Genomic DNA, 13,106 nt, shown 5'->3' with positions numbered 1-13,106 from the left:
CGTGGAGGTTGTGTGAAGGTCGCGTCCCGTCACTCCGGGCGCTGGTCCTCGCTCGGCCAGTCGACCATCACCCGGCCGCCGCCGCCGGGGGCGTCGTCGATCGTGACCCATCCTCCGTGGGCGCGCGACAGACCGCCCACGATGTACATGCCGAGCCCGGTGCCACCGGAGGTGCCGGTGGTCCAGAACTTCGTGAACACCCGCTTGCGCAGCTCCACCGGGATGCCGTCGCCCTCGTCGTCGACCGTGAGCCGCACCCCTGTGAGGGCCGGCGACGCCGACAGCTGCACGCTGACCTGGCCCTGGCCGTGCCGCACCGCGTTCTCGACGAGGTTGGTGACGACCTGGGTGAACTTGTCCGGGTCGGCGAACAGTGGGGGCAGCGCCCCGTCGACCTCGAGCGTGATGTCGCGCGCGGTCCCGGCCTCGATGGAGTCCACGACCCGGGCCACGAGCACCTCGGCGGAGCACTCGCGGGGATAGAGCTGGAGGCGGTCGGTGTCGATCCGGGCGACGTCGAGGAGCTCGGCGATGAGGCGGGCCAGCCGGTCGGCATCGGCGTTCACCGTGGTGAGCATCAGCTTGCGCTGGTCGTCGGTGAGCTTGTCCCACCGGTTGAGCAGCGCCTGCACGAAGCCCTTGACGCCGGTGAGCGGTGAGCGCAGCTCGTGGGCGACGGTGGCGACCAGGTCCGAGCGCTCGCGGTCGAGCCGGGCCCGGCCGCGACCGCTGCGCAGTCCGACCGCGATGCCGACGACCCGCCCGAGCGGCTCCTCGCGGACCAGGCGCGCGGTGGTGAGGACCTCGTCGCCGGAGGCGTTGAGCCACGACTGCTCGGGCACGCCGCGCGTGATCGAGATGGCGTCGAAGGGACGGTTGACGTCGAGCCAGGTGCGGCCGTCCTGGTCGAGCAGCCGCAGGACGTCCGACAGGGGCAGCGCCTTCGCGTCCTCGGCGTCGACGCCGAGCAGCGCGGCCCCCTGGGCGTTGAGGATGGTGACCACGCCCTCGCGGCTCGCGCCGAGGATGCCGTCGGGGTAGAAGTCCGCCAGTGCGCGCAGGCGCGTGGGCCGATTCCTGTCCACCCGGTGCTGGGGTGCGCTCTCGTCCGACACGAGCGCCACCCTAGGCCAGCACCGGGCTAGTGCTGGTCGCGGAAGCGGGCCTTGGGGCGGCGGAGTCCGGCTGCGCGCAGCGCCGCGACGATCTCGCGCGAGGTGACAGGGACGGCGCCCGCGGCCACCAGGGCGTCGTACGCGTCGGCGGGGACGTCGTAGTGGTCACGGTCCCAGCCGCGAGCGGGCACCCCGTGGGCGGCGGCGAAGGCGTGCACCTCGTCGTAGGACGTGTCGCTGGCCAGGTGGGACCAGAGCCGGTCCCACCTGGCCACGGCAGGCGGATCGATGAGGATCATCGACCGCGAGGCTAGCCGGTCGCCCGGCCGGCCCCGCGGACGACGTCGCGGGTTCAGGCGTAGAAGCCGCGGATGGCGGAAGCGAGCTCCTCGGGGACCTCCATCGAGGCGAAGTGGCCGCCCTCGGGGTGCTCGGTCCAGGACACGATGTCGGTGTTGTCGCGCTCGGCGAAGGGCCGCATGGAGCGGAAGTCGTCGGCGAAGACCGCGACCCCGATCCGCCCGTCGTTGACGCGGGGCTCGACCGCCTGCTCGGCGCGGTAGGCCTGCACCGCACCACCGCTGCTGTTGGTGAGCCAGTAGAGGCTGACCTGGGTGAGCACCTGGTCGCGGGTCACCCGCGAGGTGCCGTTGCCGAAGCTCTCGAAGAGCTCGTTGTAGGCCAGCTGTCCCACCGGGGAGTCGCTGAGCGCGGCGGCGATCGTGCGCGGGCGCGAGGCGTTCATCGTGGCGTAGCCGTTGACCGTCTGGAACCAGCCGGCGAACTCCAGGGCCGCGTAGTCCTCGGGGGTCATCCTCTCGAACTCGGCCGGGTCCCCGGAGGGGAAGGAGAACAGCTGCAGCACGTGGGCGCCGAGGAAGCCCTCGGGGGCGAGCATGGCCAGCTCGCGGGCGACGACCGCGCCGTTGTCGGAGCCGTGGGCGCCGTAGGACTCGTAGCCGAGGCCACGCATGAGCCGGTCCCATGCGACGGCGTTGCGCCGTGAGTCCCAGCCGCCGTCGGTGAGCGGCTGGCTGAAGCCGACGCCGGGGATGGTCGGGATGACGAGGTGGAAGTGGTCGGTCAGGTGCGGCACGAGGTCGAGGAAGTCGATGAACGAGCCGGGGTAGGTGTGGAGCAGGAGCAGCGGGACGGCGTCGTCGTTCGCCGAGCGGACGTGCACGACGTGGACCGTCTGGCCGTCGATCTCGGTGAGGAGCTGCGGGTAGGCGTTCATCCGCTCCTCCTGGGCGCGCCAGTCGAAGTCGTCGCGCCAGTGCCGGACCATCTCGCGGAGGTACGCCACCGGGACGCCCGCCGACCAGTCGTCGGCGCCGGCGGAGTCGGCGGGCTCGGCGGCGAACCGGGTGCGGGCGAGCCGGTCGTGGAGGTCGTCGATCGCGTCCTGCGGGATCGAGACCGTGAAGGGGCGGAAGGTGAGGTCGCTGGTGTCCTGGCTGGGCTTCTGGTTGGTGGTCATACGGGTACGGTAGGAACGAATCCGGCACGCATCGGCCCTGATTCTCCGATTCGTCCTCGACTTCCTCCGGAGGCGCCGTGTCGCTCCAGACCTCGTCCCGGCTCATCGCCCTGCTCGGGCACCTGCAGGCCCGGACGACCGTCACCGGACCCGAGCTCGCCGCCCTGCTGGGTGTGGGCGAACGCACCGTGCGCAAGGACGTGGAGCGGCTGCGCGAGCTCGGCTACCCGGTCGAGGCCGTCCGCGGCGCAGCCGGCGGCTACCGGTTCGGAGACCACGGGCGGCTCCCTCCCCTGCTCCTGGAGGCCGACGAGGCGGTGGCCGTCGCGGTCGGGCTCGGGACCGTCTCGGCCGTGCGCGGCATCGAGGACGCTGGTGCGCTGGCGCTCGCGAAGCTCCAGCACGTGTTGCCCGACCGGCTCTGGCGGCGCGTGCAGGCGCTGAGCGAGAGCACCGACGTGGGTCCGGTGGACACCGCCACCAACGTGGAGGTGCCGCCCGTCGACGTGGCGCTCCTCGCCGACCTGGCGACCGCGATCCGCGACCGCGAGGGCCTGCGGCTGTTCTACGGGCCCGGCACCGACGTCGAGGAGCGCGTCGAGTGCGACCCGTACCGCCTCGTCAGCTGTCAGCAACGCTGGTACGTCGTGGCGCGTCGCCGCCCCACCGGACGTTGGCAGGCGCTGCGCGCGGACTGGATGCAGCTGCGCACCCCGGGCGCCGGTCGGTTCTCCCCCGCCCCGCTCGAGGGCGGCGACTACGCCGCCTTCGTCCTCCGGGACGTGGCCTTCTCGGGATGGAACGTGCATTGCCGCATCGCCGTCGACGCGCCCGCGGACGAGGTGCTGCGCCGGATCAACCCGACGGTCGGCGTGGTCGAGACCGTGGACGAGGGCCACTGCGTGCTCGTCACCGGCGCCGACAGCGTGGAGACGGTCGCGGTGTGGATCGGCATGCTCGGTCTCGACTTCCACGTCACCGAGCCGCCCGGGCTGGTGGCGCACCTGCGCACCCTCGCGGCGAGGTACGCCGCCGCCGTCCCGGAGCAGTAGGGCGTCAGGAGCGCTGCGCCCGGGCGCTGGCGTACAGGCAGACCGCGGCGGCCGTGGACAGGTTGAGGCTCTCGGCCCGCCCGTGGATCGGGATGGCGACGCGGTGGTCGGCCAGCGCGGCCAGGTCCTCGGGCAGGCCCCGGGCCTCGTTGCCGAAGAGCCACGCGGTGGGTCCGGACAGGTCGGCGTCGAACAGGTCGACCTCGCCTGCCCCGTCGGCGGCCAGCACCGTGAGCCCGCGGGCCTGCGCCGCGCGGACGACGGCTGCGGGATCGGGCTCGATCGCGAGCGGCAGGTGGAAGAGGCTGCCGACGGTGGCACGCACGGTCTTGGGGTTGTAGGCGTCGACCGACTGCCCGGCCAGCACGACCGCGTCGGCGCCCGCCGCGTCAGCCGTACGGATCACCGTGCCGGCGTTGCCGGGGTCGCGCACGTCGGCGCAGACGGCCAGCAGGCGGGGCGAGGCCCGGACGACGTGCTCGAGCGGCGCGTCGAGGTGGCGGCACACGGCCACCACACCGGCGGGGGTGACGGAGTCCGAGAGCGACGCCATCGCCCGCTCGTCGACGAGGGTGGTGTCCACACCCGCCAACAGGTCGGCGTGCTGCTCGAGGGCGCCCGAAGTCGCGAACACCTCCACGACGCACCCGGCGACCGACAGCGCGCCCTCGACGGCCTTCGGGCCGTCAGCGAGGAAGAGCCGCCGCTCGGTGCGTACCGAGCGGCGGCTCAACTTGCGAGCCTCCTTGACGCGGCCATTGCTGGCTGCCAGCGGAGCGCTCATGTGGTTCAGGCGGAGACCTTGGGCGCGTTGACGTCCTCGGGCAGCGCGGCCTTGGCGGCCTCGACGAGCGCGGCGAAGGCGGGCGCGTCGTTGACGGCGAGCTCGGCGAGGATCTTGCGGTCGACCTCGATGCCGGCCAGGCCGAGGCCCTGGATGAAGCGGTTGTAGGTCATGCCGTTGGCGCGGGCAGCGGCGTTGATGCGCTGGATCCACAGCTTGCGGAAGTTGCCCTTGTTCTTGCGGCGGTCGTTGTAGCTGTAGACCAGCGAGTGGGTGACCTGCTCCTTGGCCTTGCGGTAGAGCCGCGAGCGCTGGCCGCGGTAGCCGCTCGCGCGGTCGAGGGTGGTACGACGCTTCTTCTGGGCGTTCACTGCGCGCTTGACGCGTGCCATGGTGGTACTCCTTGGTGCAGGGGAATTGAAGACGGGACGGCGGCTGAGCCACCAGGGGTGAGACTCAGATGCCGAGCATCTTCTTGGCGCGTGCGACGTCGCCCTTCTCGAGCTCGACCATGCCGGCGTTGCGGCGGTGCTTCTTGCGGCTGCCCGTGGTCGGCGCGGACGCGAACGCGGCGCCGGACTTGCGGCCGGCCTGCAGGCGCATGATCTTGCCCGAGCCCGTCACCTTGAAGCGCTTCTTCGCGCCCGAGTGGGTCTTGTTCTTCGGCATGTTGTTCTCTCCTCTTCGGTGCTGCCCCTGCGCGTGGGCAGGGGCGGCGGAAACGATGGGCTGAGCGCGTGGCTCAGGCGGCGCGACAGCTCAGACGTCGATGTCGGCGTCGAGGTTCTCGGAGCGGCGACGCTCCTTCTTCTGCGCGACCGGGCCGGCGGCGTGTGCTGCCTCGCGCTCGGCGTCCTCCTCGGCCTTGCGGTCCGCGCGCGCCTGCTCCTTGCTGGCACGGGCGGCGTCGGCGTCGAGCTTGGCGTCGGCCTTCTTCTTGTGCGGGCCGATGACCATGGTCATGTTGCGGCCGTCCTGCTTGGGCGAGGACTCGACGAAGCCGAGCTCCTGCACGTCCTCGGCCAGCTTCTGCAGCAGGCGGAAGCCCAGCTCGGGGCGGTGCTGCTCGCGGCCTCGGAACATGATCGTGATCTTGACCTTGTCGCCCGCGCCCAGGAACCGCACGACGTGACCCTTCTTGGTCTCGTAGTCGTGCTTGTCGATCTTGGGACGAAGCTTCATCTCCTTGATGATCACGTTCGTCTGGTTGCGGCGCGACTCGCGGGCCTTCTGGGCGTTCTCGTACTTGAACTTGCCGTAGTCCATGAGCTTGCAGACCGGGGGCCGTCCCTGGGGCGCGATCTCGACGAGGTCGAGGTCGGCCTCCACGGCCAGCTTGAGTGCCTGGTCGGTCGGCACGATGCCAACGGTCTCGCCGTTGGGTCCTACGAGCCGGACCTCGGGTACGCGGATCCGGTCGTTGATGCGCAGCTCGGTGCTGATGGGTCCTCCAGTGGTTCGGGTGGGTGGGAGTCCCTCGCCCGGCCCGACTGGTGTGCCGGAAAATGAGCAATGGCTCCCGCTGTTGCCAAGCGGGAGCCAGTCACGACACGTCTCCCCTCTCGGGAAAACTGAGGTCCCACCTCCGTCTCGCGACGGTGGTGGATCTGGACCGGGACCCGACGATCTGTGGTGCAGGGCGATCGGTGCGGGTGGGAGACGGTGGTGCGTGCCTCCGCTTGGCGGGATCGGTGGCACCGGTGGAGCGTGGTGTCACTGATCGGTCAACACAGAAGGTTAGCGGATCATTCCGCCGGGGGGCCAATCCAGCCGTGACCCCCCGAGCCGTCGTCGATCGCGACCAGCCGCCACCCCGACGCGAGCCGGGTCAGGTCGTCGCCGTCGACGACGTACGGCGCGGGGCCGGCGAGGTCGACGAGCAGCGCCTCGGCGCCGTCCTGGATCGCCGCGGTGGCAGCCGTCGCGGCGGGCACCGGCACCGGGCGCGCCTGGGGGTCCCACCGGGCCATCGAGTCGGTCGAGGTGAAGGCGAGCAGGCCCGTGCTGCCGTCGGGGGCCTGCACCAGGACCGCAGCCATGTCGGACGACTTGTCGTGGGCCAGGCCGTGCTCGTCCACCTCGACCTCGCCGAGCACCGCGACCACCGGCACCAGCAGCCGGGCGTCCTGCAGGAGCGCGAGGACCGCGCCCGACGTCACGGCGCCCGCGGCCCGGTCGGCCAGCGCGCGGGCCAGACGAGGGTCGGCCCCGCCGGAGTCGTCGGCGAACCCCGGGTCGGGGATTGTGCGCTCGAGCGGCTCGTGGGAGGAGTCGTCCGCCGCGCGGTAGGGGGATGCGTCGTCGTGGACCACGGGCTCCATCCTCCCGCACGCGTCGCGGGCGCCGTCACGGCGTGGTGCGCTGTGGGAGTCTGGGACTGTGGAAGGGACTACCTGGGCCGCACTGACCGCCGCGCTGACCGTCGCGGGTGCCATCTGGACGTGGATCGCGTTCCGCCGGCGAGGATCGGCCAACGGCCTCCGCGCGCTGGGCTTCACGCTGCTTCCCGCCGCCGCGTGGCTCACCGGGACGCTCGAGATGGTCGTCGACATCGCGGGCTCGGTCACCGACTGGGCGACCAGCCTGGTCTTCGACGTGCGCACGTGGGTGGGCGTCGGCCTGGCCGGCCTGGCGGTCGTGCTGTGGGTCGTGAGCGGCTTCATCCGCGACCGCCAGCTCGCCCGCGGGCAGGCCGCGAGCGGTGGTGGTCGCACCACGCGTGGCCGCGACGAGCTGCCGGAAGCCTCCTCCACCCGCACCGGCCCGACCTCGCGCGCGGCCGTGGACGACGAGCTGGCCGACATCGAGGCGCTGCTGCGCAAGCGGGGCATCGAGTGATCGACCGGCTCGTCGACCGCAACCGACTCTGGTCACGGCTCGACACCGCTGTCGCCGGCCTGCCCGAGCCCCCGCCGACCCCCATCGCCGTGGTCGACCTCGACGCCTTCGACGCCAACGCCGACGACCTCGTGCGTCGCGCCTCCGGCAAGCCCGTCCGCGTCGCCTCGAAGTCGCTCCGCGTGCCGGCGCTCCTGGAGCGCGCGCTCGCGCACGACGGGTTCTCCGGGGTGCTCGCCTACACGCTGGCCGAGGCCCTGTGGCTGCACGAGACGGGCATCAGCGACGACATCGTCGTGGCCTACCCCACCGTCGACGTGGCGGCCCTGAAACAGCTGACCTCGTCGCCGAGCGCCGCGGCCGCGATCACGCTGATGGTGGACGACTCGGCCCATCTCGACGTCGTCGACTCCACACGCGCCTCGCACGCCGTGCCGGTGCGGGTCGCGCTCGACGTCGACGCCGGGCTGCGGTTCGGCGGCCAGCACGTCGGCCCCAAGCGCTCGCCGCTCTTCGACACCCGGGACGTCGTCGCGCTGGCACGCCGCGTCGTGGAGCGCGACGGCTTCCGCCTCGTCGGCGTGATGACCTACGAGGGCCAGGTCGCGGGCGTGCAGGACTCGGTCCCCGACCAGCGCGCGCGCTCGCGGGTCGTCCGCCGGCTCAAGCAGGCGTCCATGGCCCAGCTCGCGGTGCGCCGGCGCGAGATCGCCGACGCGCTCGCCGAGGTGGTGGCGCTGGAGTTCTGGAACGGCGGCGGGTCGGGGTCGGTCGAGGCGACGGCCGCCGACGCCGCGGTCACCGAGATCGCGGCCGGCTCCGGCCTGCTGGTGCCCGGCATCTTCGACCACTACGCGTCGTTCGAGCCCCGCCCCGCGGCGTACTTCGGGCTCCGGGTGACGCGCAAGCCGACGCCCAGCATGGCGACCGTGCACGGCGGTGGACTGATCGCCAGCGGCGCCACCGGCGCGGACCGATCACCCCTCCCGTGGGCGCCGCCCGGGCTGCACCTGACGGGGCTCGAGGGCGCCGGCGAGGTCCAGACGCCGCTGACCGGGCACCCGGCCGCACAGCTGCGGATCGGTGACCTCGTGTGGTTCCGCCACGCCAAGTCCGGCGAGCTCTTCGAGCACGTCCGCGACGTGCACCTCGTCCGCGGAGACGCCGTCACCGAGGTGGTGCCGTCCTACCGCGGCTGCGACCGTGCCTTCTGACGCACCCGCCGACCCGTACGCCGTCGCCGCCGAGGTCGCCGCGCGCGTGCTGGCCGCTCCCCCGACGCTCGGCACCGGCCGGCTGGTCTGCGTCGACGGGCCCGCCGGGTCCGGCAAGACGACGGTGGCCGCCGCCCTCGCGGACGTCGTGCCCGAGGCGCACGTCGTCCACTGCGACGAGCTGCTCCAGGGGTGGCGCGGGCTGCCCGGGCTCGCCAGCACGGTCGAGGCGTTCCTCGAGCCGCTCGCGCGCGGCGAGGGGAGCCGGTGGACGCGCTGGGACTGGGCCGCGGACGGCTGGGCCGAGAGCCATCCCGTCGAGGCCGGAGGCCTGCTCGTGCTGGAGGGGGTGGGCTGCTGGTCCCCCTCGGTCGCGGACCTCGTCGGGGTCCTGGTGTGGGTGGAGGCGGAGTCGGGGCTGCGCCTGCGGCGCGGCATGGCGCGCGACGGTGAGCACATGCGCCCGCAGTGGGAACAGTGGCGCACCGACGAGGACGAGCTCTTCGCCCGGCTGGGCACCCGGGCCCACGCCGACCTGGTGGTCGTCACCGGCTGAGGTGGTCCCCCGGCGGTGGCTCGTCGCGGACGTAGGAGTCCTGGCGGTAGCGCGGGCGGAACCCCGCCCGCTCGTAGACGCCGAGGGCGCCCGTGGGGTTCGCGGTGTCGACGTGAAGGCTGGCCCTCACGTAGCCGGCGGCACTCGCGCGTCGCAGCACCTCGGCCAGCAGGCCCGTCGCCAGCCCGCGGCCGCGGTGCGCCGGCAGCGTGCCGACGTAGGCCACGTGGATCTCGGGCCCCGGCCCACCGGAGGGCGGGACGACGTACTCGTGGGCGAGGGCGTAGGCGGCGACCGAGCCGCCGGCGTCGCGGGCGACGACCGAGAGCGCGTGCCGGGCGTGTGCGGCGCCGACCACGAACATGGCCCAGAACTCGGGGCTGGCGTCGGGGCGGTCCGGGTAGCCGGCGAAAGCGGCGTTGTGCGCCTGCCGCAGCTCCTCGGCGGCCAGCGGGTCGAAGGCGGTGACGGCGTAGCCCACGGGCGTCGTGGCCTCCGCTCGTGGCTCGAGCGGGGCGACCATGAGGTAGCTGTGCCGGCCCGCGCGCATCCCGGCGCGCGCCATCAGGTCGGCCTGGTCCTCGCGACCGGCCAGCGCTGTCGTCACGAACGTGCCCGGCACCCGAGGAGCGATGTCGGCGTGGATGGCACGTGAGCGGTCGAGCGAACGGGTGAGCATGAGCGTCCCGAGGCCTTCGCCGAGACGGGCGGGATCGGCGTCGCCGAACAGGATGATGCGCAGACCGGTGTCGTCCGGGCGGCCCGGCAGGGTGCTCGTGTACGCGACCATCCGGTCGCCGTCGAACGCCCCCTCGAAGACGTTGTCGGCCTTTCCTTCCATGAGCTCACGGATCTCACCGGCCCCCAGGCAGAAGCCGGTCGGGTGGTCGCCCTCGATGCGGGCCATCAGGGCCGCGAGGGCGTCGGCGTCCTTCACCCCGAGCCGACGCGTGGTGATGCCCATCAGGGCACCGTAGTGGTGTCTAGGGTGAGCGTCATGGTGTTCCCGAGCGGTGACCAGTACGAGATCTCGGCGGCGGGCTACACCGCGGTCGTGACCGAGGGCGGCGCGGCCCTGCGCGTGCTGCGGCACCACGGCCGCGACCTGGTGCACGGGTTCGACGAGTCCGCGATGTCGACGGGCGGTCGCGGACAGCTGCTGGTGCCGTGGCCCAACCGGATCCGCGACGGCCGCTACTCCTTCGGCGGCCGCGACCTCCAGCTCGGCCTCACCGACCCGCGCACCGGCAACGCCTCGCACGGCCTCGCCCGCTGGGCGCCGTGGACGGTGGAGGAGCACACGCCGACCTCGGTGTCGCTCGTCCACCGGCTGATGGCGCAGACCGGATACCCGTGGGCACTGGACCTCCACGTGCTCTACGACCTCTCCGCGGACGGGCTCGTCGTCACCCAGACCGCCACGAACCTGGCCGGAGAGCCGGCGCCCTACGCGAGCGGGGCCCATCCCTACCTCTGCGTCGGGGACGCGATCGAGGACCTCGAGCTGACCCTGCCCGCGCGGACCCGGGTGCAGCTCGACGACCGGCAGCTGCCGACGGGGGTGGAGCCCGTGGGCGACGACCTCGACTTCACCGCCGGGCGAATGGTCGGCGACGTGGCGCTCGACCACGGCTTCGGCGACCTCCAGCACGTCGACGGCCGCGCCCGCGTCACCCTCGCCGAGCCGTCGGGCGGGCGCGGCGTCGCCCTGTGGGTGGACGAGCACCACCGGTGGCTGCAGGTCTTCACGCCCCCGGCAGACGGACCGCGCCCCGCCCTGGCGGTCGAGCCGATGACGGCGCCCGCCGACGCGTTCAACTCCGGCACCGACCTCGTCACCCTCGCCCCGGCCGGCAGCCCGGGCGACGAGCTGTCGGTCTCGTGGGGCATCCACGCCCTGCAGCAGGCCGACGCGGTCACCGACGGCGACGGGGACGCGTAGCGACCCGCTCGTGGACGGCTAGGGCCGGTCGGGCCCGACGGACCCGGGGCGGTCGATCAGCGCCCGCAGCTGGCGTACGCCGTCACGCGCCATCCTGCCGTCGGAGCCCTGGAACGCCATCGCGGAGATCGTCGTGCCGTCGGCCAGGTCGAGCGTGGCCCACGGTGCGCCGGCCGGCAGGTGCACGGCGAGCACCTGCTCCCACTCCAGCCGCCGGGTCCGGAAGCCGTTGACCACCACGAGCGCCGCCTGCTCGGCGGTGACCCGTGCGCGGCCCAGGGCCCAGCCGATCACCGCGAAGCCGGCGCCCATGACGAGCAGGGTGAGCCGCTGGAGGATGTTGAACTTGGCGCGGGTCTCGTCGTCGAAGCCGAACCAGGCAGCCGCGCACACGACCAGCAGCATCAGCCCGAAGCCGACCACCGCGAACCGCACGCCCATCGGCCGCCAGGTGTGCGGCAGGGCGGGCGCGGCGGGGCCGCCGGACGCGCCGGCCGGGCGCTCAGAGGCGGCAGGCATGGATGTCGGTCAGCAGGATGGCGCGCGCGCCGATCGAGTAGAGGTCGTCCATCAGGCGCTGCGAGCCGGCCCGGGGCACCATGACGCGCACGGCCACCCAGCCCTTCTTGCCGAGCGGGGAGATGGTCGGTCCCTCGCGACCCGGGGCCAGCTCGCTGGCCCGCTCCAGGTGCCGCTCCTCGATGTCGTAGTCCATCATCACGAAGCTGCGGGCGACCAGCACGCCCTCGATGCGACGGTGGAAGATCTCGAAGTCGTCGGGGACCTCGCCGCCACGCGTGATGAGCACCGCCTGGGAGTCGAGGATGACCTCGCCGAAGGTCTCGAGCCCCGCAGCCCGCAGCGTCGACCCGGTCTCGACGACGTCGGCGATCACGTCGGCCACGCCGAGCTGGATGCTCGTCTCGACCGCCCCGTCGAGGCGGGTCACGGTGGCGTCGATGCCGTGGCGGAACAGGTAGTCCTCGACCACGCCGACGTAGGACGTCGCGATCCGCAGGCCGTCGAGGTCCTGCAGCGAGGAGTAGCGCCCCACCGGCCCGGCGAAGTGGAAGCGCGAGCGGCCGAACCCGAGGTTCATGACCTCCTCGGCCTTGGCGCCGGAGTCGAGCAGCAGGTCACGCCCGGTGATACCGACGTCGAGGGTGCCCTCGCCGACGTAGAGCGCGATGTCGCGCGGGCGGAGGTAGAAGAACTCGACGTCGTTCTCGGAGTCGACGAGGGCGAGCTCCTTGGAGTCGCTGCGCTGGCGGTAGCCCGACTCGCGGAGGATGTCGGTGGCCGCCTGGGACAGCGACCCCTTGTTGGGGACGGCGATGCGGAGGGTCATGGCTGGCTCACTGGGATCACAGGTGGGCTCACAGGTGGGCGTAGACGTCGTCGAGGGTCAGGCCGGAGGCGAGCATGAGGACCTGCGCGTGGTAGAGCAGCTGGCTGATCTCCAGCGCCGTCGCGTCCTTGCCCTCGTGCTCGGCGGCCATCCAGGACTCGGCGGCCTCCTCGAGCAGCTTCTTGCCGATCGCATGGATGCCGGCGTCGAGCTGCTGCACGGTGCCGGACCCCTCGGGCCGCTCCACAGCCTTGGCGGACAGCTCCGCCCACAGGTCCTCGAACGTCTTCACGAGGGGCAAGCCTAGGCGCTGGGCACCACCGGGCGCCCCACCGGCCCCGGGCGCGGACCACCCTCGGTGTGGTTGCGTCGTCGGAACGGCGGGCTACTGTCGCAGCATGAGCGAATCGAACACACCTTCGAACCGTGACGGCGCACCGACCGAGGACGTGCTCGGCGGACCCCAGGGCGACAGCACGCGCAAGGACCCCGAGGAGTGGGTCACCGGTGACGAGCCGATGACGGGTGCGCAGCGCAGCTACCTCGACACCCTCGCGCGCGAGGCGGGCGAGCAGCTGCCGGGCGACCTCACCAAGGCAGAGGCCTCCGAGCACATCGACCGGCTGCAGGCGGCCAGCGACCGGACGGGCTAGCTGTACTTCCCCGTGAGGTTGTGAACTCGGTCAGCGGGGACGAGGCCTCCGATGCCGGTGTGGGGTCGGTGGTGATTGTAGAAGTGGAGCCAGTCGGCGTAGGTCGCGGTGCGGGCAGCATCGG

Annotated in this window: 18 protein-coding genes and 1 pseudogene; 6 read left to right on the top strand and 13 right to left on the bottom strand. The window is 72.7% G+C overall.

The window, feature by feature from the left end; all coding sequences use genetic code 11:
• Window positions 1-29 precede the first annotated feature (29 nt).
• The 3 genes from NYO98_RS21715 to NYO98_RS21705 are packed head-to-tail and all read right to left on the bottom strand — an operon-like array spanning window position 30 to window position 2,595.
• Entirely contained in the window at window positions 30-1,115 is a 1,086-nt protein-coding gene (locus NYO98_RS21715) for a sensor histidine kinase (RefSeq protein WP_268113998.1), read from the bottom strand.
• 26 nt (window positions 1,116-1,141) lie between these two features.
• Complete coding sequence (locus NYO98_RS21710; RefSeq protein WP_268113997.1) at window positions 1,142-1,414, bottom strand: DUF4031 domain-containing protein; 273 nt, start codon at window positions 1,412-1,414, stop codon at window positions 1,142-1,144.
• Window positions 1,415-1,467: 53 nt separating this feature from the next.
• Entirely contained in the window at window positions 1,468-2,595 is a 1,128-nt protein-coding gene (locus tag NYO98_RS21705) for an epoxide hydrolase family protein (protein ID WP_268113995.1), read from the bottom strand.
• A gap of 77 nt (window positions 2,596-2,672) precedes the next feature.
• Here NYO98_RS21705 and NYO98_RS21700 point away from each other — a divergent pair, with 77 nt between their 5' ends.
• Complete coding sequence (locus NYO98_RS21700) at window positions 2,673-3,647, top strand: helix-turn-helix transcriptional regulator (RefSeq protein WP_268113993.1); 975 nt, start codon at window positions 2,673-2,675, stop codon at window positions 3,645-3,647.
• A gap of 4 nt (window positions 3,648-3,651) precedes the next feature.
• On the opposite strand, the gene NYO98_RS21695 is transcribed toward NYO98_RS21700, so the two are convergent.
• The 5 genes from NYO98_RS21695 to NYO98_RS21675 form a co-directional block, all read right to left on the bottom strand.
• Entirely contained in the window at window positions 3,652-4,431 is a 780-nt protein-coding gene (locus NYO98_RS21695) for a TrmH family RNA methyltransferase (protein WP_268113992.1), read from the bottom strand.
• Between the two features lie 5 nt (window positions 4,432-4,436).
• On the bottom strand, window positions 4,437-4,823 hold the full coding sequence (rplT, locus tag NYO98_RS21690) for a 50S ribosomal protein L20 (RefSeq protein ID WP_201935762.1): 387 nt from the start codon (window positions 4,821-4,823) through the stop codon (window positions 4,437-4,439).
• A gap of 64 nt (window positions 4,824-4,887) precedes the next feature.
• Window positions 4,888-5,100, bottom strand: coding sequence for a large ribosomal subunit protein bL35 (locus tag NYO98_RS21685; protein ID WP_090971167.1), 213 nt, complete (start codon window positions 5,098-5,100; stop codon window positions 4,888-4,890).
• Window positions 5,101-5,190: 90 nt separating this feature from the next.
• Window positions 5,191-5,856 carry a translation initiation factor IF-3 gene (gene infC, locus NYO98_RS21680; RefSeq protein WP_326494472.1) on the bottom strand — a complete coding sequence of 222 codons (666 nt, stop codon included), beginning with the start codon at window positions 5,854-5,856 and terminating at the stop codon, window positions 5,191-5,193.
• A gap of 320 nt (window positions 5,857-6,176) precedes the next feature.
• On the bottom strand, window positions 6,177-6,743 hold the full coding sequence (locus NYO98_RS21675) for an SseB family protein (protein WP_268113989.1): 567 nt from the start codon (window positions 6,741-6,743) through the stop codon (window positions 6,177-6,179).
• A gap of 67 nt (window positions 6,744-6,810) precedes the next feature.
• On the opposite strand from NYO98_RS21675, the gene NYO98_RS21670 reads away from it, so the two are divergent.
• The 3 genes from NYO98_RS21670 to NYO98_RS21660 are packed head-to-tail and all read left to right on the top strand — an operon-like array spanning window position 6,811 to window position 9,039.
• Complete coding sequence (locus tag NYO98_RS21670; protein ID WP_268113988.1) at window positions 6,811-7,269, top strand: hypothetical protein; 459 nt, start codon at window positions 6,811-6,813, stop codon at window positions 7,267-7,269.
• Entirely contained in the window at window positions 7,266-8,483 is a 1,218-nt protein-coding gene (locus tag NYO98_RS21665) for an amino acid deaminase/aldolase (protein WP_268113987.1), read from the top strand. The genes NYO98_RS21670 and NYO98_RS21665 overlap by 4 nt, the downstream gene beginning before the upstream one ends.
• The gene (locus tag NYO98_RS21660; protein WP_268113986.1) at window positions 8,473-9,039 is read left to right on the top strand and encodes a uridine kinase family protein; all 567 of its coding nucleotides are present in this window, start codon (window positions 8,473-8,475) and stop codon (window positions 9,037-9,039) included. Before NYO98_RS21665 ends, NYO98_RS21660 begins: the two co-directional genes overlap by 11 nt.
• Here NYO98_RS21660 and NYO98_RS21655 read toward each other — a convergent pair.
• The gene (locus NYO98_RS21655; protein ID WP_268113985.1) at window positions 9,029-10,003 is read right to left on the bottom strand and encodes a GNAT family N-acetyltransferase; all 975 of its coding nucleotides are present in this window, start codon (window positions 10,001-10,003) and stop codon (window positions 9,029-9,031) included. The genes NYO98_RS21660 and NYO98_RS21655 overlap by 11 nt on opposite strands.
• 33 nt (window positions 10,004-10,036) lie before the next feature.
• Between NYO98_RS21655 and NYO98_RS21650 the strand changes: the two genes are divergently transcribed.
• Window positions 10,037-10,981 carry an aldose 1-epimerase family protein gene (locus NYO98_RS21650; protein WP_268113984.1) on the top strand — a complete coding sequence of 315 codons (945 nt, stop codon included), beginning with the start codon at window positions 10,037-10,039 and terminating at the stop codon, window positions 10,979-10,981.
• 18 nt (window positions 10,982-10,999) lie between these two features.
• Here NYO98_RS21650 and NYO98_RS21645 read toward each other — a convergent pair whose 3' ends face one another.
• Genes NYO98_RS21645 through NYO98_RS21635 form a run of 3 tightly spaced genes read right to left on the bottom strand, consistent with a single transcriptional unit; the run spans window position 11,000 to window position 12,621 of the window.
• Window positions 11,000-11,500, bottom strand: coding sequence for a PH domain-containing protein (locus NYO98_RS21645; protein WP_268113983.1), 501 nt, complete (start codon window positions 11,498-11,500; stop codon window positions 11,000-11,002).
• Window positions 11,484-12,329 (bottom strand): ATP phosphoribosyltransferase, encoded by an 846-nt coding sequence (gene hisG, locus NYO98_RS21640; RefSeq protein WP_268113982.1) that lies wholly within the window; start codon window positions 12,327-12,329, stop codon window positions 11,484-11,486. The genes NYO98_RS21645 and hisG overlap by 17 nt, the downstream gene beginning before the upstream one ends.
• Window positions 12,330-12,357: 28 nt before the next feature.
• Window positions 12,358-12,621 carry a phosphoribosyl-ATP diphosphatase gene (locus tag NYO98_RS21635; RefSeq protein WP_268113981.1) on the bottom strand — a complete coding sequence of 88 codons (264 nt, stop codon included), beginning with the start codon at window positions 12,619-12,621 and terminating at the stop codon, window positions 12,358-12,360.
• Between the two features lie 106 nt (window positions 12,622-12,727).
• Between NYO98_RS21635 and NYO98_RS21630 the strand changes: the two genes are divergently transcribed.
• Window positions 12,728-12,982: a DUF3072 domain-containing protein gene (locus NYO98_RS21630; RefSeq protein WP_268113980.1), complete on the top strand. Its 255-nt coding sequence runs from the start codon at window positions 12,728-12,730 to the stop codon at window positions 12,980-12,982.
• On the opposite strand, the pseudogene NYO98_RS21625 reads toward NYO98_RS21630, so the two are convergent.
• Window positions 12,979-13,106: pseudogene (locus NYO98_RS21625) on the bottom strand (IS481 family transposase); the annotation flags it as partial. The gene NYO98_RS21630 and the pseudogene NYO98_RS21625 sit on opposite strands and share 4 nt — an antisense overlap.

It is taken from the genome of Nocardioides pini, assembly GCF_026712185.1.
Lineage (GTDB): Bacteria > Actinomycetota > Actinomycetes > Propionibacteriales > Nocardioidaceae > Nocardioides > Nocardioides pini.
This window is presented reverse-complemented; position numbering and strand designations above follow the sequence as displayed.

Excerpts from the sequence above, each read along its gene's own strand:
- NYO98_RS21710 (WP_268113997.1), bottom strand. The coding sequence starts at position 1,414 with ATGATCCTCATCGATCCGCCTGCCGTGGCCAGGTGGGACCGGCTCTGG.
- NYO98_RS21630 (WP_268113980.1), top strand. The coding sequence starts at position 12,728 with ATGAGCGAATCGAACACACCTTCGAACCGTGACGGCGCACCGACCGAG.
- NYO98_RS21685 (WP_090971167.1), bottom strand. The coding sequence starts at position 5,100 with ATGCCGAAGAACAAGACCCACTCGGGCGCGAAGAAGCGCTTCAAGGTG.
- hisG (WP_268113982.1), bottom strand. The coding sequence starts at position 12,329 with ATGACCCTCCGCATCGCCGTCCCCAACAAGGGGTCGCTGTCCCAGGCG.
- rplT (WP_201935762.1), bottom strand. The coding sequence starts at position 4,823 with ATGGCACGCGTCAAGCGCGCAGTGAACGCCCAGAAGAAGCGTCGTACC.
- NYO98_RS21645 (WP_268113983.1), bottom strand. The coding sequence starts at position 11,500 with ATGCCTGCCGCCTCTGAGCGCCCGGCCGGCGCGTCCGGCGGCCCCGCC.
- NYO98_RS21655 (WP_268113985.1), bottom strand. The coding sequence starts at position 10,003 with ATGGGCATCACCACGCGTCGGCTCGGGGTGAAGGACGCCGACGCCCTC.
- NYO98_RS21695 (WP_268113992.1), bottom strand. The coding sequence starts at position 4,431 with ATGAGCGCTCCGCTGGCAGCCAGCAATGGCCGCGTCAAGGAGGCTCGC.
- NYO98_RS21650 (WP_268113984.1), top strand. The coding sequence starts at position 10,037 with ATGGTGTTCCCGAGCGGTGACCAGTACGAGATCTCGGCGGCGGGCTAC.
- NYO98_RS21705 (WP_268113995.1), bottom strand. The coding sequence starts at position 2,595 with ATGACCACCAACCAGAAGCCCAGCCAGGACACCAGCGACCTCACCTTC.